The organism is Amycolatopsis sp. FDAARGOS 1241 (genome assembly GCF_016889705.1).
Taxonomy (GTDB): Bacteria; Actinomycetota; Actinomycetes; order Mycobacteriales; family Pseudonocardiaceae; genus Amycolatopsis.
Genome location: NZ_CP069526.1, coordinates 7,500,035 through 7,521,760 on the forward strand (window position 1 = coordinate 7,500,035; position 21,726 = coordinate 7,521,760).

The window sequence follows — 21,726 nt, forward strand, 5'->3', positions numbered from 1 at the left end:
AGAACCCGGATGTGGACATCGCCGCCGTCGCCGCTCGGGATGTCGTGCGCCCACGCGTTCGCGGCGAAGCACCGCATCCCCCAGGTGCACTCGACCTACGAGGAGCTGCTGGCGGACCCGTCGATCGACGCGGTCGACAACCCCACCCCCAACGGCCTACACGGACGCCGGACGCTCGCCGCGCTGGCCGCGGGCAAGCACGTGCTGTGCGAGAAACCGTTCACCGCCAACGCTTCCGAAGCCCGCGCCGTCGCCGACGCGGCGGACGCGTCGGGGCTCGTGGTGATGGAGGCGTTCCACTACCGCTACCACCCGTTCGCGCGGCGCATGGAAGAACTCCTCGCGTCCGGCGAACTGGGCGAGGTGCGGCACGTGGAGGCAGCGGTGTGCTTCCCGCTGCCCCGGTTCAAGGACATCCGCTGCGACCTGCGCCTGGCCGGCGGCGCCACCATGGACGCCGGCTGTTACGCGGTGCACCTGGCCCGCCTACTGGGCGGCGCCACGCCTACGGGGCGGCGCCACGCCTGCGGTGGTGTCCGCCCGCGCCAAGCTGCGCTCCCCCGGCGTCGACCGCGCGATGACGGCGTCACTCGCGTTCCCGTCCGGCGCGACGGGCCGGGTGCGGTGCTCGCTGTGGTCCTCGGACGTGCTGCGGATCAGCGCGCGGGTGCAGTGCAGCCGCGGTGAGCTGCGGGCGGTCAACCCGATCTCGCCGAGCTTCTACCACCGGTTGTCGATCCGGCGCTCCGGCGGCAGCCGCGAAGTCGTCCGCTTCACGCGACGGCCGTCGTATGCGTGCCAACTGGAGACCTTCGCGGACGCAGTGCTGCACGACGGCCCCGTGCCGACCTCTCCGGCGGACGCGATCGAGACGATGACGGTGCTGGACGCGATCTACTCGGCCGCGGGTTTGCGCCCACGCGTGCCGACCGCCCGACGGACCTCCATCAGCGCGAAGCCGAGGAGGTTCAGCCCCCGCCACGCTCGCGGTTCACCAACGCGCCGATCGTCGGGCGCGAGGCCGATCCCCCACACCCGGTCCACCGGACTCGCCTCGACGAGCACGCGTTCACCGGTGTTGCCCAGGTACTGCCCGAGCCCGGCGTTCTGCCCGAACTTCGCCGCGTTGCCCTCGACGACGATCTCGAAGCGGTGCGCGTTCCACACGTCGGCCTCGAACCCGCGCACCTCCCGGCCGAACGCCTTGGCCTGCCCGGGGTGCTTCGCGGCGAGGATCTTCGCAGCCGCCGCAGCGTCACCGAAGAGGACGGCTTTGCGCCACATCATGTAGTGCTCGGCAGTCGCGAAGATCCTTCCCTCCCGCTCGAACGCCGCCGGCCACCACTGGCTCAGACACCCCGCCCCGATGCGGTTACCCGGGTCCGGCCGGTGTACCCAAAAGGGCAAGTACTTGAACCGCCGGCCCCGATCGAGGGCACGACAGAGCTCGTCGAACGTCCGGGGCTACGGTGGCATACCGACAGTGTGGCTGAGGGCAGGGGAAGTTGCGTGGTGTTTTCGCTGGTTGGGCCGGATGGCGGGGGTTGGGTGGTGCTGGTGGCGGGTGGCCCGGGCTTTGAACTGGACCAGTTCGGTACGGGCCGGTGGGCGTTCGGCTGGCTGTGGTCGGCCTCTGCGGTCTGACCGTTTGCGCGACCGCTCGTCGAACCGGACCAGCCTCACCGGTGACCGGCTGCCATCCGCCCGAGCGCAGCCTATAACCGGGCTGGCCACCGCGTGCGACCACTCCTCGAACCCGACCACCCTCACCGGTTGACCAACTGCCATCTGTCCGGCCCGCGGCCGATTCAATCGAGCTGGCCACTTTGTGCACCGCTCCTCGAACCCGACCGCCCTCACCGGTGACCGACTGGCATCTCCGCCACCGCGGCCGATTCAGTCGGACTGGCCATGTTGTGCGACTGCCCGTTGAATCCGGACCGGCCTCACCGGTGACCGACCGCCATCCGCCCGACCGCAGCCCATTCAACCTAGCTGGCCACCTCGTGCGACCGCTCCTCGAACCCGACCACCCTCTTTGGTGACCGACGGCCACTTCCCCAACCGCAACCCGTCCGCACCGACCCGACCTCTCCACGGCCTCTCTTCAAACCAGGCCACCGCCACCCGCGACCGACCACCATCTACAAAAAGTCACCGATGCTCGGACGAACGAGAACGACCAACCCCCGCCCTGCTCCCCGATACGAAGCCAGAACGCGGTTCTGGGCCTCTTGTCAAGGTACGCTTTCCCGCCTTGACAAGAGGCCCCGAACCGTAGTCACAATTTGGCTTCGGGGAGCGTCACGTGAGCTTTTCGCCGAAGGCGAAGTCTCTTTTTGCCGTAGGCAATGGTTGTTCTCGCGGAAGGCGAGCGTCGTCCTCACCAACACGGAAAACGCGCTACGGGAGAAAAGATTCCATGGGAACGACATCCTGTCATTGTGTCAAGGCTGGAAAGCGTACCTTGACACAAAGTGAGTACCGTAGAGGAGGCCGAGGATCGGGGCCGGGGGGGGAGGTGTGGGTGATTACTATTTCGTTTTTTCGTTGCAGCCGGTTATTGGTTGGCAATGCAACGAAGTGGGTCGTTCTCTCATGTTCGAGGCGTTGCGGTCGTGTCTTCAGCAGCAGTGCGGCGAGCAGGTGGGTTAGCTGCGGGGTTTCGTCTTCACGGCAAGCTGTTGGCGATGCGACAAGGCGTGTGATTCCGTCGCGGAGCGCCGCGGTCGAGTATTCAACAGGGCCGCAAACGATGCCGACGGTTTCCTCGTTCACCCGAGGGGGAACCATTGCCGTCCCGCAGGGGTTTAGCAGTCCAACGAAGCACCGTGCCGACTCAGTCTTCGTCGTCCTTGAACCAGTGGCCGATGTTGGTCCAGGTGAAAGCGGCTTTCCATTGGCCGTCACCTTTCAGCCAGCCGAGGAATGCGGTGGTGACCTTTCCCCTGGAAACAGTGAGTGTTTGATAGTGCTCGGAGGGGGTGCCGGCGCGGTACTCGCGTTGGTAGATGCCGTTGGGGCGGTACCAGACTTGCCAGAATTCGTTGTCGTGGGCGCAGTGGAGGATCGCGAGGGCGCCGCGGGGCAGGGATTCCAGCAGGGCCGCAAAGGTGTTCGCGGTCGGGTTTCCAATTCTGACGCCGGTTGAGGTGGTGAGGGTGACCAAGGGTCAGGTGTCCTTCAGGTCGTTCGTCGTCTTGGTGGTGTCCGTGATCTGGAGTATCGCGTCGGCCGTGTCGATTGTTGCTTGGGCCAGGGGGAAGTAGCCGCGGTCGGGGTGGGGGGTCGGGCGGGGTGGGGCCGCGCGGAGGAGCTTCGGGGAGACAAGGTGCCAGGAAGTCGTAGGCGGTGGGGTCGGGAGTTCGAGGGCGTCGGTGGTGGAGGGGATGAAGAAGTAGTCCCGCGAAACCGCCGTGAGGATCGAGCCGGCGCTGGGCCAGTCCAGCTTGGTCAGCGGGGAGGACCAGGTGCACAGGGGGCGTTGCAGGTGGAGGTTGTGGGCGGAGACCAAGGTGGCGCCGCGGGTGGATTCGCGGTGGCGGATGTCCAGGAGGTTCCGGGCCATCTGGGCGTCGCGGACGGCGGAGAGGAGGGAGATGCGCGTGCGGAGGTCCGCGGCGGTAGCGGCGGTGCGGTGGTAGCGGAGCAGGCCGAGGGCGGCGGTGCAGTGGGTGTGCGCGCGGAACCACGACTCGCGCGAAGTGGCGGTGATCAGCGCAGGCGCGCGGACGTACAGGAGCGAAAGCAGGTCGTCGGCCAGCGCGCGAAGGCGGTCGGACGCGGGGGTGGCGCCTGGGGAGCACGCGGGGTCCAGGACGGCCTCCTCGCGGGACCAGTCGTCGTCCGGGCCCGCCAGCGCCGCGATGTCCCAGTCGAGGGCGAGGTAGTCGCGAGTGTGTTCCAGGTACGGGCGGGGGTTGGGGGCGCTGGTCATCTCGGTGGGCAGGTCGAAGCCGTGGAAGTGCACCCGGTCGGCGGGGCAGGCCGCGGCGTTGTGATCGCGCAGCCACTCGACCAGGGCGCGGTTGCCCGCCAGGGAGCCGAAGGTGTGGGTGAACCCGGTGGCCAGCAGGTCGTCGAGGGCGCCGCCGCGGCCCAGGACGTAGTCGTTCACCTTCATGGCGGCCACGCGGTCGGTTTAGAGGACGATGGAGCGAAAACCGGCGGCGACGAGCTGGGCGAAGACGGCGTTGCGGGCCCACTGGAAGGCCGGTTCGGAGTGAGTCGGCTCACCCAGGGCGACGAGCTCGGCCGACGGTGGGACGAAATCGCGGATCTGCTGGTTCATGAGCTTCAATCGTATCGTTGAACGCTCGGTTGAAACCTCTCCCGAGAACAGGGGCGAAGACCACCCAGAACCTTCAAACGGGCAGTTCACCCACCCCGTGGCGCGGGATGCGCCGCACCGCGAGCTAGCGTGCGGGGTATGGAGATCGACCTGACCGCGCGCGGCGACGAGTTCCGCGCCTTCTGGACCGAGCGGCGCCTCGCCTCGCTGACCACCGTCCGCGCCGATGGGACGCCGCACGTCGTCGCGGTCGGGGTGACCGTCGACTTCGAGGCGGGCGTCGCGCGGGTCATCACGTTCGCCGATTCGCACAAGGCGCGCGTGACCCGAAACGGCACCGGTGACGGCGTGGCCGCGGCCGTGTGCCAGGTGGACGGTCCGCGCTGGTCTACTTTGGAGGGCCGCATGATCCTGCGCGACGACGAGGAATCCGTGCGCGACGCCGAAAACCGCTATGCGCAGCGCTATCGCCAGCCCCGGCCCAACCCGAAGCGGGTCGTGCTCGAGATCGCGATCAAGCGGGTCCTCGGCAACGCCTAGCGCGCGAGTGCACCAGCCAGGTGTACTCCGCGATCAACGCCGGCAAGTCCGTGTCCTCCCCCGCCGCCGCGAGCTGCTGGTGGCCGACGAGCATCGCCAGGCCCAGTGCGGTCAGCGTGCGCGCCGGAACCGCGTCACTCACGATGCCCTTCACGGCGCGCCCGACGGTCCGCAACCGCGCGTGGTCGACGCGTTTCTGGGCAGCTCGCACCGTTTCGTCGTTCACCGACCACGCGCGGATCGCCGCTTCGGCCTTGTGGTGCAGCCCGAGCGTCAGATCCATCAGGGCGGCGAAGTCGGCGGCCGGGCCCGCCGTGCCGAAATCGCCCGCGGCAAGGATCAGGACCTGGCGGTTCTCCCAGAACGCCAGCAGCTCGTCGACGAACGCCGCCCAGCCGCCGAAGTGGTGGTAGAACGAACCGCTCGTCACACCCAGCTCGCGGCACAGGCGGCCGACGTTCAGGCCCGCGAAGCCATCGGCCGACAGCACGCCCAACGCCGCCTCGAAGTACTGCTCCCTGGTGACCGCGGGCATCAGACGTTGCGATCCCGGTCCCGCCAGTACGGCTCCCGCAGCGTGCGCTTGAGGATCTTGCCGGTCGCGTTGCGCGGCAAGGCTTCGAGAACGTCCACACTGGACGGGCATTTGAAGTGCGCCAGGCGCTCGCGGCAGAACTCCAGGAGCTTGTCCACGTCCACGGCCTCGTCCGGCAGCGGCGCGACCACGGCCTTCACCTGCTCACCCCACCGCTCGTCCGGCACGCCGATCACGGCGACGTCCGCGACGCCGGGAAACTCCGCGACCACGCGCTCCACCTCGGGCGAGTACACGTTCTCACCACCGGTGATGATCATGTCCTTCACCCGGTCCTCGAGGAACAGGAACCCGCCGTCGTCGAGGCGGCCGATGTCGCCGGTGCGCACCCAGCCGTCCACGACGGTCTCCGCGGTCGCCTCCGGTTTCCCGAGATAACCTGACATCCGCTGGTCCGTGCGGATCCAGACCTCTCCCGATTCCGCGTCCTCCGACGTCGCCGGATCCACGATGCGAACCTCCACACCGGACACGGGGCGGCCCGCGGACGCGAGCCGCTCGGGACGCGAGGTGTCGCGGTGGGCGTCGTTGTCCAAAGTGGTCACCGCACCCGAGAGCTCGGTCATGCCGTAGACCTGCACGAACCGCATGTCCGGCCAGGCCGCCAGCGCCGTGCGCAGCAGGGGTAACGGCATCGGCGAAGCGCCGTAGCCGAGGTACTTCAGCCGGGAGAGCGCCGCGATCGCCTGCTCCCCCGCCTGCACGATCGCGCCGACCACCGCCGGCACCAGGAACGCGTGGGTCGCGCCCGCGGCGAGCGCACCGAACAGCGACTTCGCGTCCGGCTCGCGCGTCATGATCGTGGGCAAGCCGGTGAGGAAACCCACGATGGCGTAACAGGTACCGCCGACGTGGAACAGCGGCATCGCGACCAGGTTCTTGTCCCCCGGGTCCATCGGGAACGCCTTGCCCACGGCCGTCCCGTGCGTGAGCACGCTCCGGTGCGTGAGCACCGCGCCCTTCGGGAACCCCGTGGTACCGCTGGTGTACATCACCAGCACCCCGTCGCCCTCTGCGACCAGCCCGGAGTCCACAGCGGACGGATCGCAGTTCGCGGCGAACGCCTCGAACTCGTCGTCCTCCCCGCCCACCACGACGATCCGCCGCACAGCGGGCAGCCGGTCGCGGATCGCCTCGACCGTGGGCAGCAGGTCGGCACCGGCGAACACGACCTCCGCACCGGAGTCGTTGAGCACGTAGACGAGCTCGTCGGGCGACAGGCGCCAGTTGGGGATCGCGTTGGCCGCGCCCAGCCCGCCCGCCGCGAACGTCACTTCGAGACAGGCCGGGTGGTTCTTGTCCACGAACGCCACCCGATCGCCGCGGCCCACCCCGGAAGCGGCCAGCGCCGCCGAGAGCCGCCGAACGCGCTCGTCGAACTCCGCCCAGGTGCGCGTGACGCCGCCGAAGGTGACCGCCGGCTCGTCGCCGCGCTCCCGCGCCCAGTGCGCGAGCACGTCCCCGAGGAGACGGAAGTCAGGACGCTCGCCGACAGCCATCGCGGCTCCCTTCGCCGGGACCATAGAGTGCTCTATGGTGCGACCAGGACCGCCGAGCGTCAACTCCCCGGGCAGGCGAAAACCGGCCACGTCGCGTCACGAAACCGGGCAGGCTCACGCGAACAGCGCGAGCACCCCCTCCGCACTGCGCACCACGACCTGCGCCGCCGCCCGCTCGGCCGGCGGCCGGTCGGGCCGCTCGGCTTCGTGCCGCCACCGCATCACCGCGTCTACGCCCGCGGCGTAGACCTCGCGCGGATCGGTCTCGACCTCGAACCCCAGGCGTTCCTCCGGCGTCGTGCCCTGCGCACCCAGCAGCCGCACGGCTTCCTCCGCCGGATCCCCGGACAACGCCGTGCGCCCGCCGCGGATGTCGGCGATCAGCCGCAGTTCGCGGAAGTCGTGCGCGGTCGCGGCGAAGCGCTCCACGCGCGCTTCCAGCCGGTCGCTCTGCGGCCGCGGCTCGTTCTTGAGCACCGTTTCCAGCCGCACCACGGCCGTGCGCGCCTTCAAGGCGTCGGCTCGCGCCGCGAAACAGCCCGCGATCGTGTCCCGCAGCTCGCCGAGCCCGCTGCGGCGCACCAGCTCCGTCGACAGCTTCACGCGGCTGTCGCTGCCGGTGCGGATCAGCGTGAGCGCGAGCTTCACCCCGAACAGCCCGAACCGCGACACAAGCGAACGCCGCGTGTCCACGGAGACCGGGCCGGGGAACGCCGGATCCGTGAAGGCGTCGACCGACAGCAGGTAGCGCTCCATCTCCTCGCGCGGCACGGCGGCGAAGGCGGCGAGCAGTTCGAACTCGTCCTCGGTGAACATGCGGGCCCCGTACGCGAGCTGCCCGGCCACCGCGATCACGCCCTGCGACCCGCTGCACAACGGGTCTTCGCGCCACGCCCGGCGCGCGAGCTGCTTCGCCGTGAGCAGCGCGTCGATGCGCCCGGCGCCCGTCTCGTCGGCCCGCGCGAGCACCAGGACCGTGTCCACGGCCGTCTGCCGCGCGAACCCCGAGCGCGCGGCGGCCGGCGCGCTCGCCAGCTCGTCGGGCTCCAGGTGCCGCAGCAGCCGCACGGTCGCGTCGGTGAGCACCGATGGCGGCGGGTCGTCCACCAGGGCCAGGTCGCGCAGCGCCCGGATCTCGCCGAGCGCCGCCGCCAGCGTCGATTTCCCCGTGCCCGGCGCACCGGTCACGCCGACGCGCAACGGTTCTTCCAAGTGGTCCAGCACTTCGCGCAGCGACGCGGCCGCGCGCGGGCTGTCGCGGTAGAAGGCACAGGCGTCGGCCAGCAGGCCGCGAACGTCGTCGGTCACGCCGGCAACTCCTTCGGCGCCCGGCCCGCGAGCACACCCAGCTCGCCCGCGCGCTGGTGCAGCGACGCGAGCCGCTCGATCTCGCGGCGCAGCCGCACAGTCCGCCGTTCCCGTTCGGCGGAGCCGGCGATGATCATCTCGCGTTCGCGGGCGAGCTGATCCGAGAGTTCCTCGGCCAGTGAGGCGAAATGATCGCGCAACCGCCGCTGCACACCGCGGATCGCGTCGCGGCACTCCTTGGAAAAGCGCAGGAAGACGTCGTCGACGTGGCGCTGCGCGGTCATCTTCGCCACGGCTTGGCGCCGTTGCAGCCGCATACCGCTCTCGTCGCTGATCGTCTTCGCGGCGAACGCCGCGCCCGCGCCGAGCGAAACGGGGTTGATCAGCGGCAGCCCGGCGAGGCTCGTCACGAGCCCGAACATCAGCACACCGCCGTAGGAGCCGCGCAGACCGGTGAAGAGCTTGTGCCCGATCTTGAACCCCTCCACGCGGGGCCGGCGGACGTCGGTGATCAGCTCCGCGCCAGGCGAGTCCAGCCGCAGCTCCGGCAGGTCGTACTGCTCGCCGAACGCGATGGCGACCGCCCGCGCGATCCACTCCGCCCGGTCGGCGGTGAAGGCGTAGTTGGTCTCGACGGCCTCGGACAGCGTCTTGTCGAGCCACGGCCCGAACTCGTCCCACACCTTCACCGGGTCGCCGCGGTCGAAGGTCTCGTCGATGGTCTCGACGATCTTGCGGGTGCGCTCGCGCAGGTCGTACTCGGCATCGGACTGCAGATCGGCGATCTCGTCGGCGAGCAGGTTCTGCCAGCGGGTGTTGCGCTTGCGCAGCTCGTCGGCCTTGCGCTGCGCGCGCTGCAGCAGGGTCGTCTGGTCCACACCGGCTTCCTGCGCGGCGATCTCGGCGCGCGCCCGCAACGCCTCCACGAGCTCCGCGGCGGCGGCCCGCACGCTCATCGCCGCGAGCACGGCGTTCGTGTGCTCCGGCGGGCGCGCGGCCTGCTCCGCGATCCACGACAACAGCTGCGGGAAGCCCGAGCGTGCGTTGAGCTCCTGGTCCCCCGTCTTGGCCGCGGCGAGGCGGACGGTGGCCGAAACGGGCAGGACGGTCGCGTCGATGCCGGCGTTCGACAGCAGCGCGCGGTCGCGCTCGGCGACGGCGCGCCAGCTCGGGCAGACGTCGATCTTGGTCAGCGCCAGCACCACGTGGGGCACCCAGGTGCGCACGTGGTGGGCGAGGGCGATCTCGGCGGGGCCCAGCGGCGTGGTGGCGTCGGAGACGAGCACCACGGCGTCGGCGTCGGCCAGCACGTCGAGAGCCGCGGCGGTGCGCGGCGAGCGCGGGTCGCCGATGGCGGGGGTGTCGACGAGCACGAGGCCCGCGGAGAGCAGCTCCCGCGGCACGCCGACCTCGACGCGGCGCAGCGAGCCCGAGGGGCGTGCCCCGAGCTCGCCGGTGAGGCGTTCGACGGGAACGGGCACGCGCTCGTCGGCGCGGCCGACGAGCGTCGCGGTGGGCTGGGCGGAGAAGCCGATCTCCACCGGTACCGCGGGGGTCGGCGCGTCGCCGACGGCGCACACGGGCGCGTTGAGCACTGCGTTCACGACGTAGCCCTTGCCCTGCTTGGGAAAACCCAGCACGGCGATGCGGGTGCCGCCCGGCGGCCGGTCCCGGCGTCTGCGCAGGCGCTGCACCAGGTCTTCGCGGCCGTGGGTCCGGCAGGCGTCCAAGGCCTCGTCGAGCACTTCGAGCCAAGCGGAAGCGGTCACGACGAAGGAGTGTCCCCCGTGCACGGGGAGTACGCGAACCGGGTGGTGGCTCCGCGGTCGCACCCAGACCGCGAAGCCGCCACTCTAGGACCTCAGATCAGAGGTGAAGGTCCAGCTCACCGCCGCCGTGGCTGGTCTCGGCGCCCGCGTGGAGGTCGAGGCCCAGCGAGTGCTGGCCGAGGTCGGTCACGGTCGACACCGTGTCGTGCACCACACCGACGCCCGCGTCGGTGCCCGTGTGCGCGTCGGTGCCCGCGTCCGAAGCCGCCGAGCCCAGGTCCGGAGCCTCGTGCGTGAGTGCGCCGACCTCGTGGGTCACGCCACTGACGGCGTGGTCCACGCCACCGGCGCCGAGGCCGCCGGTGAGGTTGCCGACCTGGTCCGTGACCGAGCCGGCGAGGTCGCTGACGTGGCCCGCGACGCCGCCGCCGGCCTCCGCCAGGCTGTTGGTCAGGTCGCCCACCGGGGCAGCGGCACCGGCGACGGCCGGCAGGTCGCTCGCGTGGACCGGGGAGGCGGCGCCGACGGCGTTGCTGACGTCCGCGCCGACCTGGTCGACCTGCCCGACGGCGCCGTTGACGACACCGCCGACCTTGTTGACGGCCTCGGAGTCCAAGCCGCGCGAGAGGTCGTTGCCGAAGGAGAACGCGCCGGTCGGGTCCTGCGCGAGGGCGGTGACGCCCGCAGCGGTGTTCTGCAGGTCGCTGGCGCCGGGGAGATCGCTCAGGGCCGGGAGGCCGGACAGGCCACCGACGGCGGGCAGCTCGCCCACCGCGGGCAGCTCGCCCACGGCCGGGAGCTCGCCGACGGCCGGCAGCGCCGAGAGGTCGCCGACCGACGGAACAGCCACGCCGGGGAGACCGAACGAAGCGGTGAGCGCCTGCAGCTGCTCGATGGCACCCTGCGGGCCGTCGGCGAGGACGCCGGTCAGGTCGCCGGCCTGCGGCAGGCTGCCCAGCGAACCCAGGTCGTCGACCGGGATGGTGTCGAGCACCAGCGGCATGACCTCGTGCACGTCGGCGGCGTTGATGTCGCCGAGCCCAGCGGCCTCGAGCGCGGCCTGCGGGTCCTGCGCGAACGCGGCCAGCGACGTGGGGTCGTTGAGCAGGGTGAGCGTGAAGTCGTGCAGAGTCTGCACCGGGTCCATGTGGGGATCTCCAGTTGTGTTGATTACGGGGGATGCCCCGGCCGTTCACGGCCGGGAGTGGCGATCAAGCTAGGGACCGGGCACCCCCGCTCACATCGGGGTTTACTCCCAGTCGCCACTCGCTCAGCCGTTAGGGGGTCGATATGAGATCGTTAGGGAGTTAGGGGCTCATCCATACGGGGGCTCGGTTGGGTTAAATCCCACCCCAGCTTGCCGAGATGACCCGAACGGGTGAGGATGACGTACCCCTAGGGGTACGGATTGCGCTCCTTGGCCCGTCCCGGTGCGACGAAGGGAGGAAGCGGCGTTGCCCTATGTGCTCGGCATCGATGTCGCCCACACCCGGACCCACGCCGCCACGCGCCGCAGGCAAGCCGACGGCTGGGGTGCCCCCGAACCGGTGTGGCTCGGAGAGGGCTCGCCGGCTGCCGCGACGGCGTTGTTCCTGGACAGCGAGGGTTATCTCCTCACCGGCGACGCCGCGACGCACGCCGGAGCGGGCACCCCGTCTCGGTTGCTGACGGGGTTCCACCGCCGCATCGGCGACGACGTCCCGGTGTTCGTCGCGGGCGAGCGCTTCTCTCCGGAGTCACTCACCGCAGTCCTCGTCGAGGGCATCGCCGAACACGCGGGCGCGCAACTCGGAGGAGCTCCGCGCCACCTCGTGATCACCCACCCCGGTGATTGGGGGAATTACCGGCGTGACCTACTGCGACGAGCGCTCGGCGAATCCGGCTTCGCGGCCGTGACGCTCGTGCCCAGCGCGATCGCCGCGCTCTACGCCCACGTCCCCGAGCCCGGACCCGGCGACCAGACGGCCGCCGTGTGCGAGTTCGGGCCGGACGGCGTCACCGTCACGCTGGCCACGATGTCCGGCGCGAGCGGCTGGGTCGCGCGCACGAGCACCGAGGGCGTGGCGCCCGCGGCCGCCGTGAGCACCGCGTTCGCGCTCGCCCACGGCATTTCGGTCGCCCCGGATGCGTTGGCGGGCATCGTGTTCTGCGGCGAGCCGGGACCGGGCGTGCTGCCGGGCCGGCTCCCCTGTCCCGTGTTCACCGGAGCGCAGCCCGCGCTCACGGCCGCGTTCGGGGCCAGTAGTCTCGCCGTCCAGCGGATGAGCCCGCCGACGCGGCGGGACCAGCCCGCCGCGGAAACCACCTTGCTTCCCCGGGTCGAAAGCCGGCCCGAGCTCACCGAGCGGCCCGCACCGCCGCCCGTGGAGATCACGCCCTTCGAGCTCCCCGAGCCAGAGGGGCCCGCGAAACTGCTCCGCCGCTGGCGGCCGCTCGCCGCCGCGGCGGCGGTGCTCGCCATCGGTTCCTCCGTCCTGATCGCCGCCCTGACGTCCCACGAAGCCACCGCGGACAAGGGCACTCCCCCAGCGCACCCCGCTTCCCTCAGCTCCTGCGCCCGCCCCGCCGGCGCAGCCCCCACCGGTGAAGGTCACTGTTGAACGCACTGCTGGCGAAATCCGGCACCGAAGCCATCCACCCCGTCGCCCGGCTGCTCCTCGCGGAGCTGACGGCTGCCTCCGACGCGCCGTTGCGGCTCGTCGTCGTCGCACCCGGCGGCTACGGCAAGAGCGCGCTGCTCGGCGCGCTCGAAGCGGGCTGCCGCGAGGCGGGCGTCGACGCGACGTTCGTCGACGACGCCGACCAGCTCGGTGCGCAGGACCTGGCGAGACTCACGTCGGTGGCGGGCCCGGTCGTGCTGGCACACCGGCCGAACCCGCGCGCGGAGGCGTTGCGCGCGCTGACCGAGCCGATCGCACGGCAGGTGCACCTGCCGCCGCTGGACACCGAGGCGGTCGGGCGGCTGGCCCGGCAGCTGACGGGCCGGCTCGTCGACGCCGCGGCCGCGGCCGCGCTGCACTCGCGCACCGGCGGTGTGCCGCGGCTGCTGGAACGCACGCTGACCGGCCAGCTCGCCGACTTCCGCGCCGAGCTGGCCGAGCTCGACGACGACGTGCTGCGGTACCTCATTGCCGCCGAAGCCGGTGCGAGCCGCAACCTGGACCTGTTGTGCGCGCTGCTCGACCGGACGCCCGACCGGCTGCCCGAGGTCGTCGACGGCGCCCGGGCCACGGGCCTGCTCGACGCGAACGACACCCTGCTGCCGGTAGCGGCCGAGGCGGTGCGCACGTACGGGCCGCCGGCGCGGCGCCTGACGGTGCTGCAGCAGCTCGTGGAAGTGCAGCTGAGCGGTGGTCTGCCGGTGCTGGACCTGGCTCGTTCGCTGCTGGACACCAGGAGTTCCGGCGCGAGCGCGGCGGCGGCGTTCGCGGCGGCCGCGGGCGAGGCGCTGCCCGGAGACGCGAAACTCGCGGCGCGGCTGTTCGAAGCCGCGTTCGACGCCGGGGCGCGCGACGCCGCCGTGACGACGGGCTGGGCGCGCGCCGCAGCGCTGTCCGGTGATCTCGACACGGCGCTGCGGCTGGGCGACGGCATGGTGACCGGCGACGACCCCGAAGCGCGCGCGGCCGGCGCGGAGATCGCGGCCACCGTGCTGGCGCACCGGGGCGAGCTGGCGCGCAGCGCGGAGCTGTACCGCTGGGCCGCGGCGGCGGACTCGGCGACCGGCTCACCGGGCCCCGATTCGCACCGCTGGGCCGGGCGAGGCGCGGCGACCGCGTTCGCGGCCATCGCGCTGGCCGGCACGGGACAGCTGGCCGCCGCCCGGGAGCTGGTCGACGCGCCGGTGCCCGGAGTGGCGCCGACGTTGTTCGCGGGGGCGGTGGCGCGGACCGCGAGCGGGATCGTCGACTCGGTGAACGGCCACGGCGCGGAGACGCTCTCGGCGCTCGTCGGTGCGGCCGCCATGCTGGAGCCCGCGTCGGGCGGCGCGCCGCTGCCCGACAGCCCGGCCGCGCTGGCCGCGCTCGTCGGGCTGCACTCCGGTGAGCTCGGGCTCGCGGAGTCGGCACTGGAGCGCGCGCTGGCGCGCGACGTCGGCGGCGGCCTGCTGACCGCCCGGCACCGGCTGCTGCTCGGCTGGGTCGCGATGACCAGCGGCCACCTCACCGCCGCCGCCGCCCACCGCGACGCCGTGGCGGACACCCGCCTGGAAGCCCGAGACGAACTGTTCTTCGCCACGTTGGAGCTGGGCCTGGCCCGGCGCGCGAGCGACCTCGTGGGACTGCAGCAGTCGTGGGACCGCGCGTACCAGGCGTCGATGCGGCAGCAGACGGACCTGTTCACCTTGCTGCCCCTGGGCGAGCTCGCGATCGCCGCCGCGCGGACGGGCGCCCAGGCGAAGCTCGCGCGCCAGCTCGACCGCGCCCACGCCATGCTCGGCGAACTGAACAACCCTCCACTGTGGACGGTTTCGCTGTGCTGGCACGAACTCCACGCGGCGATCACCGTGGAGGACCTCGACACGGCCGCGCGCCAGCTGGCGGCGCTCACGGAATTCGCCGGCCACGGCCGCTACCCCGCCGCCCTCGCCCGCGCCGCGACCTGCTGGCTGGCGGTCCTGGGCGGCACCTTCGACCACGACGAGGTCTCCGCGGCCGCGGCCGAGCTCCACGGCCTCGACCTCTGCTGGGACGCCGCCCGCCTGGCCGGCCAGGCCGCCATCCGCACCTCCGACCGCAAAGCCATGGTCCAGCTGCTGGAAGCCGCCCGCCAGTTCCAGGCCGGCACCGGCCGCCGCGAATCCGCCACCCCGGAATCCGGCGCCGCCCCGGGCCTGAGCTCCCTGAGCGAACGCGAACTCGAAGTCGCGCGCTTGGTGGTCGACGGGCTGACGTACAAGCAGGCCGGGAGCAAGCTGTTCATCTCCGGCAAGACCGTGGAACACCACATGGCCCGCATCCGCGCCAAACTGGGCGCCGGCGACCGCCGGGAGCTGCTCGCGACGCTGCGGGAACTCCTCGCCAAACCCGACCCGTCCTGAGCGCGGCCGGCTCCCGCACGACAGCTGTCGCGGGGGAGCCCCGCAGGCCCTGATCAGGTTCGGCTGAACCCCCTGAGGAGGCGTTTCTCCTCGGTCAGTCGCGGCTGGGGCCGAAGCGTTCCGTGCGGATCGAGTGCGGCGAGTGGCCCAGCGCGAGCAGGATGTCGGCGACCGTTTCGACGAACCCGGTCGGCCCGCAGACGTACGAGGTGGCGCCGAAATCGGCCGGCCAGCCGGCCGTGTTGAGGGTCGCCACGCTGATGCGGCGCGGGATGCCGGGGTCACCGTCGGGAAGTCGGCGGGTGTAGACGTACGTGACGTCGAGGCCGGCGTAGGGCTTGCGCAGCTCTTCCGCGTAGTACAGGTCCGCCGGGGTGCGGACGGAGTACACGAGCCGGAACAGGGCGCGGCTGCCGGCGGCGCGGCGGGCGCGCACCATGGCCATCAGGGGCACGATGCCGGACCCGCCGGCGACGAGCAGGACGGGCGCTCGGTCGGCCGGCCGCCACACGAACCAGCCGCCGATGGGGCCGCGGACCTCTACGGGGTCGCCCACGGCGTACGGGCCGGTGAGGTGCTCCGAGACCTCACCGCCGAGGACGCGCTGGACCGTGAGCTCGATCCGGTCCCCGTCGGTGGGCGCCGCGACGGAGTAGCTGCGCTGGGCGGTGTAGCCGTCGGCGGCGGTGAGCCGGACGTCGACGTGCTGGCCCGCCAGGTGACCGGGCCAGCCGGGGACGTCGAGCACGAGGGTGCGGGCCGTCGCTGTCTCCTGGCGGATCTCCGCCAGCGTGGCGACGCGCCAAGCTAGTCGCCCTGATACCGCTGTTCCCGCCATGGGTCTCCGTAATCGTGGTAGCCGGCGGTTTCCCAGAACCCCGGTTCGTCCTTGGTGGTCAGTTCCAGCCCGCGCACCCACTTCGCCGACTTCCAGAAGTACAGGTGCGGCACCAGCAGCCGCGCGGGGCCGCCGTGCTCCGGCGAGAGCGGCTTGCCGTTGTACTCGTAGACGACCCACGCCTGCCCGTCGAGCAGGTCGGCGAGCGGCATGTTCGTGGTGTAACCGCCGTAGGAGTGGGCCATCACGTAGTCGGCCTCGGTGTCGAGGTCGCCCAGCAGCGTCGCCACCGGTACGCCGCGCCAGCGGGTGTCCAGTTTGGTCCACTGCGTGACGCAGTGGATGTCCACGGCGAACTTCTCGCTCGGCAGCGCCGTCATCTCGTGCCACGAGAAAGAGCGCTTCTCACCCTTCTCCGTCGTGACGGAGAACTCCCACTTGTCGAGGTTCACGCGCGGTGTCGGGCCGGCGGACAGGACGGGGAAGTCCTCCGTGAGGTACTGACCCGGTGGCAGCCGCGGGTTTCCCCCGCGGGCGCGACCGGCGAACCCAGGCGTGATGACACCCATTGCCCACTCCTCCCGAGAGACCCTGCCGCAGCCTACCCGCGCACGTGCACGCCCAGCGAGGTCACCAGCACGATCGCTTGTTCAGGGGACACGATCGCGCCGCCCAGCTCCGCGCGCACCGGGTCGAGCGCCGACAGGTCGCTCCCCCGCAGCTCGGCGCCGCCGAACTTCACGTCGAGCAGCTCCGCTCCCGACAGGTCGACCTCGGCGAACGTGGCGCCCGTGCAGTCGGCCGCAGTGAGCTCGGCTTCGCGCATCCGCACGCCCTGGAACTTCGCGCCACGCAGGTCCGCGCGCATCAGCCCCGTGAACGACCAGTCGCCGCCCAGCACGCGCAGCGGCCGCAACGCGCACTCGACGAACCGGCTGCCGACGAGCTTGCAGCCGCTGAACTCGGCGTCGAACAGGTTGCAGCGCGTGAAGGTGCAGCCGGTGAAGGCGGTGTCCACGTGCTGTGACGCGTTGAAGCGGACGTTGCCGAACACGCAGTCGACGAACACCGCACCACGCGTGACGGCTTCGGTCAGGTCGACGTCGTGGAATTCGCACCGCTCGAAGCGCCGGCCGGTGAACTCCTCCGCGTACCAGTCTTCCCGGCGGAACGTGAGGTCGCTCTCTGCGGCAGGCACGCGGCCAGGCTAGCCGCCTGTGTGGCGCCGTGCGCCAACCGGCGCAATCTTCCCGGTGGCGCGTTTTACCCTCACTCGGAAGTGGGAATTACCAGGCATGTCCAGATGGCGAGGCTCCACCAGAACCAACACGGCAGCGCGAGTGATCACCGGAATCGGCGGGTTGTTCGCGGTGATCGAAGTGCTTTACCTGGTCATGCTGCTCGCCGGCGCCAACACGGCGAACGGCTTCTTCACCTTCATCCGATCACTGGCCGAACCGCTGGCCCTGTTCTTCCCCGGCTTGTTCCCCGTGAGCAACGGCGACCTGGCCGTAATCCTCAACTACGGCCTGGCCGCTGTGTTCTGGCTGGTCGTGAGCGGGATCATCGCCCGTCTCGTCGCCCGTTGACCGGGCTGAACCCGTTTTCCGGAAACGGAAACAAAAAGGGGGCGAACGCCACAGCCGAGAGCGATCGGGAAGCACGCGGAATACGCTGTCCCGGTGTCCGAAGGCCGATGGTTCGAAGCCGTGGTTCCCGAAATCGCGGGTCTCGCCGCTTCCCTGTTGCCGAACGTGCCCGCCACCCCGGCGGCGCTGGCGCGCACGATCAGCGAACAGCTCGTCGGCCGGCGCCTCGCCGCCAAGGTGAATGGCGGCGAGGCCCGGTTCACGATCACCGAACTCGACCATCCCGCAGACTCCCTGCGGCTGGCCACCGGCCGCGTCGGTGACGTGCGGCTGGTGGCCGAAGACGTCGAGTGGCCGGCCCCACCCGGCAGCATCCCGGTGCGGCGCGTCGTGGTGCTGGCGGCGGACGTCCGCCTGCGCGGCCTGCCGGCGCCCGCCGTCATCCCCGGCGTCGTCGAACTCGACATCACCGTGCCCGGCAGCGTCGTGCGCGACCGGGTCGCCGCGGTGCGCCCGGACATCGTCGCGACGCCCTGCCCCGACGGGTTCCAGGTGCGCTGGGCGAAGCACCCCCGCTGGGGCCGGCTCACGCTGACCCCCACCGTGGCCGAAGACGCCGTCGTGCTGACCCCGACGACCCTCCACATCAGACAGAAGGGATTCCGTCCGCCGAAACGGATCCGCCCCGTCGTGCTGCCACTGCCCGAGCTGCCGAAGGGCCTGCGCCTGACCGGAGTGACCCCGGGTGAGGACGAGCTCGTGCTCCGCACCGTTGCCGACGAGTGGCCGGAGCGCCTGTCACGGGTCCCGCTGCCCGACATGCTGGCGTGGCTCACGACGGCCGCCCTCACCCTGACGGCGCCCCGGCTCAGGACCAGGTGACCGGCAGCGAGTGCACGCCGTAAACGAGCATGTCGGTGCGCAGCGGCACTTCGGCGGCGTTGATCGCGAGCCGCAGCCCGGGCAGCCGCGTCACCAGCTCCGCCAGCCCGACGCGCAACTCCGAGCGCGCGAGCTGCTGTCCCAGGCACTGGTGCACACCGTGCCCGAAGGCCAGGTGCGGCGTGCGCGGGCGCGTGAGGTCGAGGCGTTCGGGCTGCGGCCAGTGGTCCGCCGCGCGGTTGGCCTGCGGCACCGAGATCAGCACGGTGTCGCCCGCGGCGATCGTCACCCCCGCGATCGTGATGTCCTCCGTCGCGACTCGCGACGGTCCGATATGGATGATCGAGAGGTAGCGCAGCAGCTCGTCCACGCCGGTGTCGAGCACAGTGGGGTTCTCGCGCACCAGCGCCAGCTGCTCCGGGTGCTCCAGGAGCGCGAAAGTCCCCAGCGCCAGCATGTTCGCCGTCGTCTCGTGCCCGGCACCCAGCAGCACGGTCGCGATGTCGACGAGCTCTTCCTCCGTGAGCGGCGGCTCGGCGTCGCCGTGGATCAGGCCCGACAACAGATCGTCGGCCGGGTGCTTGCGCTTGTGTGCCACCAGTTTCCGCATGAAGCCGTGGATCGATTCGGACGCGCGGCGCCGTTCGTCCTCGGGTTTGGTGAGGTTCAGCGCGACCGAAGTGTGGTCCTGGAACTCCGCGCGGTCGGCGTAGTCCACACCGAGCAGCTCGCAGATCACCAGTGACGGCAAGGGCAACGCGAACGCCGGCACGACGTCGCCCTCGTTTCCGGCCGCCCGCATGGCTTCGAGGTGCTCGACCGCGATGTCGCGGATCCGTGCCTCGAGCGTCTGCATGCGCCGCACGGTGAACTGACCGGTGAGCAACCGCCGCAGCCGCGTGTGCTCGGGCGGGTCCATGAACAGGAAGCGGCCGTCCTCGCGCTGGGGCACCTCGACCGCGCACCGCGGCTTGCCGACTTCCTCGGGCAGCAGGTCCAGCGCGCTGCGGTTGCGGACGGTGTCGGAGCTGAAGCGTGTGTCCGCGAACACCGCGCGGGCTTGCTCGTAGCCGGTAACCACCCACGCGTGCGCGCCGTTGAGCAACTCGACGCGCGTGATCGGCGCCTGCTCGTCGAACCGGGCCAGCTCCGCCGGCGGGTCGAACGGGCACCCGCCGCGGCGCAGCATCGCCGGCGGGACCGGGCGGCGCATGGCGGGCGGTTTGGTGCTGGTCATGAACGTCCTTCCGCAGTGAGGTGGAGATCATGGCGCGGAGCGGTCAGCAAGCCGGTCAACGCGTCGGTGAGCGCCGCACCGACCAGCGCCCAGTCGGCCGGCACGCCGGTGGTCGCCGCGAGCCGCTCCTGCTCGGCGCACGTGTGGATCACCGCGACGCGCGCGGTCTGGCTGCGCAGCGCCGACTCCGCGGGCGGCAGCGGCGCGACGTGCTCCCACACCGCCGCCGAGCCGTCGACGAACTCGACCGCCAGCACGGGATCCACGCCCTCGGTCTCGTCGAGCAGCGCCGGATCCGTCACGACCTGGGCCAGGAACCGCGCGCACCAACTGGGGTTGCCGAGGCTCGCCAGGTGCTCGGTGTAGGGCAGCACGAGGCTGGCGACGTGGTCACGTGGGTTCTTCGACCGCCGCGTCCGTCCCACGCGCTCCCGGGCCCGCGCCGCGATCGGCTCGACGTGCGAGCGCGTGATCGCCCGGATCAACTCCGTGCGGCTGCCGAAGTGGTAGGCCAGCGCCGAGTTGTTCGCTTGCCCGGCGGCCTCGACGATCTGCCGGTTCGGCACCTGTGCCAGGCCCCGCTCGGCGAACAACCGCTCCGCCGTGCGCAGCAACAGCTCCCGCGTCGCTCCGGCCTGTTCGCGGCGGATTTCCACGGCGTACCTCCGTAAGACGATCTTCTTACTGGGCCGACAGTAGCCTTGAGACGCGTGTCTTACAACCCACGTGGTGAGCTATTCCTGCGCCGGTGGTGGAGGACGGACCACGACCGGACCCGAGCAGTCCGGCCCGCTTGAGCATGCCGTTGGCAATCCCCGTGCGGCCGTCTCAACCGGGCGCGCGGCACCACGCTCTCACCGTGGTTTTGCCCCGTCCGGCGCGCCACGAGCTGTCATCCACGCCTGTTCGAAGTCGGCACCAGGAACCTCGACGACCTGGTCCGACTCGTCCCAGCCACTCACATCGCCCTCTGCGAGCAAACCGTAACGATGTTCGTATCCCTGCATGTCGGCGAGCTCGCCGCGGTCGCGGATGTGCAGCACTTCGTCGAGAGCTGCCGCGGTCACCGGCCGCCGATCAGGACCTCGCAGCTCGACCTGCCGGACCGCCCACCCGTCGGCCCCGACCTCCAGGAAGCACGTCGTGTCATCCTCGCCCGAGTAGTGACGGATCCACTGCGTCACACAGCACGTGGTGGCCCAGCCACGGTAGAAGTCAGCTCAGCGCGAGCGGGACCCGACTCTGTCGGCCCTCGGGCTTCCCGCCTAAGGGATGTCTCGTAACTGATCTTGTGGTTGGTGGGGCTGGTGTTGTGGATCAGTCTGCGAGGAGGATGTTGTGCAGATGGGCGATGCCGGAGATCGTGTCGTTGAGCGTGCTGGCGGCGCGGCGATAGTCGCGCAGGATCTTCCAGCACTTCATCCGCGCCAGTGCGTGCTCGACGCGGGCACGGATCTTGCGATGGCCAGCATTGAGATCTTCCTGCCAGTCCAGCAGATCGCTGCCGTCACGAGGTTTGCGGTAGGGCATGATCACGGCCTGGTTGCCTTGGTACCCACCGTCGGCCATCACCGAACGCCCCGCCAACTCCTGCTCGATGCCGCAGGCGCAGTAGACAGTGCAGTCATTGCGGTTGCCCGGATGCGCGTCGCCGGTGGCGATCACCAACCGGGTGTCCGCGTCGATCGCGACCTGCACGAACGCCCGAGTACCGGTAGTTCTTCGACGGTGCCGCCAGCCGGTGATCCCGTGTCGGCACCAGGGTGCCGTCCACGATCGCGACAGAGTCGATCCGACGCTTGCGGACCGGGGCCAGCGCCAGCAGCGGTCCGATCGTGTCGATCACCCGGTGCGCCGCGGAATGCGACACTCCGAACAGCGGCCCGATCTGGCGCATCGTCAGGTTCGTCCGCCAGCATGTCGCCACCAGCAGCACACGATCAGCCAGGTCAAGCCGCCACTGACGGCCAGGTCGACCATCGGCGATCTCGTCACCACCACGGTTCGCCACGACCCGCACCAACTTGCGGAACTGACCCGGTTCCAACCCCGTGAACGGGGCAATCCACTCCGACCGCGACGCCGAGATCACCTGCACCACAACATGATCAACTATCTAGGCAACCAGACCCACACC

At 71.0% G+C, this 21,726-nt stretch carries 21 protein-coding genes and 1 pseudogene; 6 read left to right on the plus strand and 16 right to left on the minus strand.

Annotation, left to right across the window (positions count from 1 at the left end; translation table 11 throughout):
• Positions 1-9: 9 nt before the first annotated feature.
• Positions 10-687: a Gfo/Idh/MocA family protein gene (locus tag I6J71_RS36455; protein ID WP_239154111.1), complete on the plus strand. Its 678-nt coding sequence runs from the start codon at positions 10-12 to the stop codon at positions 685-687.
• A gap of 207 nt (positions 688-894) precedes the next feature.
• Here the strand turns inward: I6J71_RS36455 and I6J71_RS36460 are convergent, their stop codons facing one another.
• The 4 genes from I6J71_RS36460 to I6J71_RS49265 all read right to left on the minus strand — a co-directional run bounded on the left by I6J71_RS36460 (position 895) and on the right by I6J71_RS49265 (position 4,291).
• Entirely contained in the window at positions 895-1,407 is a 513-nt protein-coding gene (locus I6J71_RS36460) for an NADAR family protein (RefSeq protein ID WP_204097410.1), read from the minus strand.
• A 1,432-nt stretch (positions 1,408-2,839) separates the two neighbouring features.
• Positions 2,840-3,169 (minus strand): hypothetical protein, encoded by a 330-nt coding sequence (locus I6J71_RS36465; protein WP_204091012.1) that lies wholly within the window; start codon positions 3,167-3,169, stop codon positions 2,840-2,842.
• 3 nt (positions 3,170-3,172) lie between these two features.
• Complete coding sequence (locus I6J71_RS36470) at positions 3,173-4,123, minus strand: erythromycin esterase family protein (protein ID WP_239155519.1); 951 nt, start codon at positions 4,121-4,123, stop codon at positions 3,173-3,175.
• An 18-nt stretch (positions 4,124-4,141) separates the two neighbouring features.
• Entirely contained in the window at positions 4,142-4,291 is a 150-nt protein-coding gene (locus I6J71_RS49265; protein ID WP_239154112.1) for a hypothetical protein, read from the minus strand.
• A 138-nt stretch (positions 4,292-4,429) separates the two neighbouring features.
• On the opposite strand from I6J71_RS49265, the gene I6J71_RS36475 reads away from it, so the two are divergent.
• Entirely contained in the window at positions 4,430-4,831 is a 402-nt protein-coding gene (locus I6J71_RS36475) for a pyridoxamine 5'-phosphate oxidase family protein (RefSeq protein WP_204091013.1), read from the plus strand.
• Here the strand turns inward: I6J71_RS36475 and I6J71_RS36480 are convergent.
• The 5 genes from I6J71_RS36480 to I6J71_RS36500 all read right to left on the minus strand — a co-directional run bounded on the left by I6J71_RS36480 (position 4,806) and on the right by I6J71_RS36500 (position 11,149).
• Positions 4,806-5,366, minus strand: coding sequence for a TetR/AcrR family transcriptional regulator (locus I6J71_RS36480; RefSeq protein ID WP_204091014.1), 561 nt, complete (start codon positions 5,364-5,366; stop codon positions 4,806-4,808). The genes I6J71_RS36475 and I6J71_RS36480 overlap by 26 nt on opposite strands.
• Positions 5,366-6,925, minus strand: coding sequence for a long-chain-fatty-acid--CoA ligase (locus tag I6J71_RS36485; RefSeq protein ID WP_204091015.1), 1,560 nt, complete (start codon positions 6,923-6,925; stop codon positions 5,366-5,368). The genes I6J71_RS36480 and I6J71_RS36485 overlap by 1 nt, the downstream gene beginning before the upstream one ends.
• Before the next feature lie 114 nt (positions 6,926-7,039).
• Positions 7,040-8,233 (minus strand): GTPase, encoded by a 1,194-nt coding sequence (locus tag I6J71_RS36490; protein WP_204091016.1) that lies wholly within the window; start codon positions 8,231-8,233, stop codon positions 7,040-7,042.
• The gene (locus I6J71_RS36495; protein WP_204091017.1) at positions 8,230-10,002 is read right to left on the minus strand and encodes an isoniazid inducible protein IniA; all 1,773 of its coding nucleotides are present in this window, start codon (positions 10,000-10,002) and stop codon (positions 8,230-8,232) included. The genes I6J71_RS36490 and I6J71_RS36495 overlap by 4 nt, the downstream gene beginning before the upstream one ends.
• 97 nt (positions 10,003-10,099) lie before the next feature.
• Positions 10,100-11,149 (minus strand): IniB N-terminal domain-containing protein, encoded by a 1,050-nt coding sequence (locus tag I6J71_RS36500; RefSeq protein ID WP_204091018.1) that lies wholly within the window; start codon positions 11,147-11,149, stop codon positions 10,100-10,102.
• A gap of 307 nt (positions 11,150-11,456) precedes the next feature.
• Here I6J71_RS36500 and I6J71_RS36505 point away from each other — a divergent pair, with 307 nt between their 5' ends.
• The gene (locus tag I6J71_RS36505; protein WP_204091019.1) at positions 11,457-12,602 is read left to right on the plus strand and encodes a molecular chaperone DnaK; all 1,146 of its coding nucleotides are present in this window, start codon (positions 11,457-11,459) and stop codon (positions 12,600-12,602) included.
• Complete coding sequence (locus I6J71_RS36510; protein WP_204091020.1) at positions 12,599-15,043, plus strand: helix-turn-helix transcriptional regulator; 2,445 nt, start codon at positions 12,599-12,601, stop codon at positions 15,041-15,043. Before I6J71_RS36505 ends, I6J71_RS36510 begins: the two co-directional genes overlap by 4 nt.
• A 94-nt stretch (positions 15,044-15,137) precedes the next feature.
• Here the strand turns inward: I6J71_RS36510 and I6J71_RS36515 are convergent, their stop codons facing one another.
• From I6J71_RS36515 to I6J71_RS36525, 3 genes are read right to left on the minus strand one after another with little or no spacing between them, the layout of a single operon-like run.
• On the minus strand, positions 15,138-15,881 hold the full coding sequence (locus I6J71_RS36515; RefSeq protein ID WP_204091021.1) for a ferredoxin reductase: 744 nt from the start codon (positions 15,879-15,881) through the stop codon (positions 15,138-15,140).
• On the minus strand, positions 15,851-16,450 hold the full coding sequence (locus I6J71_RS36520; RefSeq protein ID WP_204091022.1) for a sulfite oxidase-like oxidoreductase: 600 nt from the start codon (positions 16,448-16,450) through the stop codon (positions 15,851-15,853). Before I6J71_RS36520 ends, I6J71_RS36515 begins: the two co-directional genes overlap by 31 nt.
• Positions 16,451-16,482: 32 nt before the next feature.
• The gene (locus I6J71_RS36525) at positions 16,483-17,079 is read right to left on the minus strand and encodes a pentapeptide repeat-containing protein (RefSeq protein WP_204091023.1); all 597 of its coding nucleotides are present in this window, start codon (positions 17,077-17,079) and stop codon (positions 16,483-16,485) included.
• A gap of 97 nt (positions 17,080-17,176) precedes the next feature.
• Between I6J71_RS36525 and I6J71_RS36530 the strand changes: the two genes are divergently transcribed.
• Positions 17,177-17,470, plus strand: coding sequence for a hypothetical protein (locus I6J71_RS36530; RefSeq protein ID WP_204091024.1), 294 nt, complete (start codon positions 17,177-17,179; stop codon positions 17,468-17,470).
• A gap of 93 nt (positions 17,471-17,563) precedes the next feature.
• A complete protein-coding gene (locus I6J71_RS36535) occupies positions 17,564-18,352 on the plus strand; it encodes a hypothetical protein (protein WP_204091025.1) in 789 nt (262 codons plus the stop codon).
• On the opposite strand, the gene I6J71_RS36540 is transcribed toward I6J71_RS36535, so the two are convergent.
• The 4 genes and pseudogenes from I6J71_RS36540 to I6J71_RS36555 form a co-directional block, all read right to left on the minus strand.
• Positions 18,339-19,589 (minus strand): cytochrome P450, encoded by a 1,251-nt coding sequence (locus I6J71_RS36540; protein WP_204091026.1) that lies wholly within the window; start codon positions 19,587-19,589, stop codon positions 18,339-18,341. The genes I6J71_RS36535 and I6J71_RS36540 overlap by 14 nt on opposite strands.
• Entirely contained in the window at positions 19,586-20,245 is a 660-nt protein-coding gene (locus I6J71_RS36545; protein WP_204091027.1) for a TetR/AcrR family transcriptional regulator, read from the minus strand. The genes I6J71_RS36540 and I6J71_RS36545 overlap by 4 nt, the downstream gene beginning before the upstream one ends.
• 198 nt (positions 20,246-20,443) lie before the next feature.
• The gene (locus I6J71_RS36550) at positions 20,444-20,656 is read right to left on the minus strand and encodes a hypothetical protein (protein ID WP_204091028.1); all 213 of its coding nucleotides are present in this window, start codon (positions 20,654-20,656) and stop codon (positions 20,444-20,446) included.
• A 250-nt stretch (positions 20,657-20,906) separates the two neighbouring features.
• A pseudogene (locus I6J71_RS36555) lies at positions 20,907-21,687 on the minus strand (transposase family protein).
• Positions 21,688-21,726 lie beyond the last annotated feature (39 nt).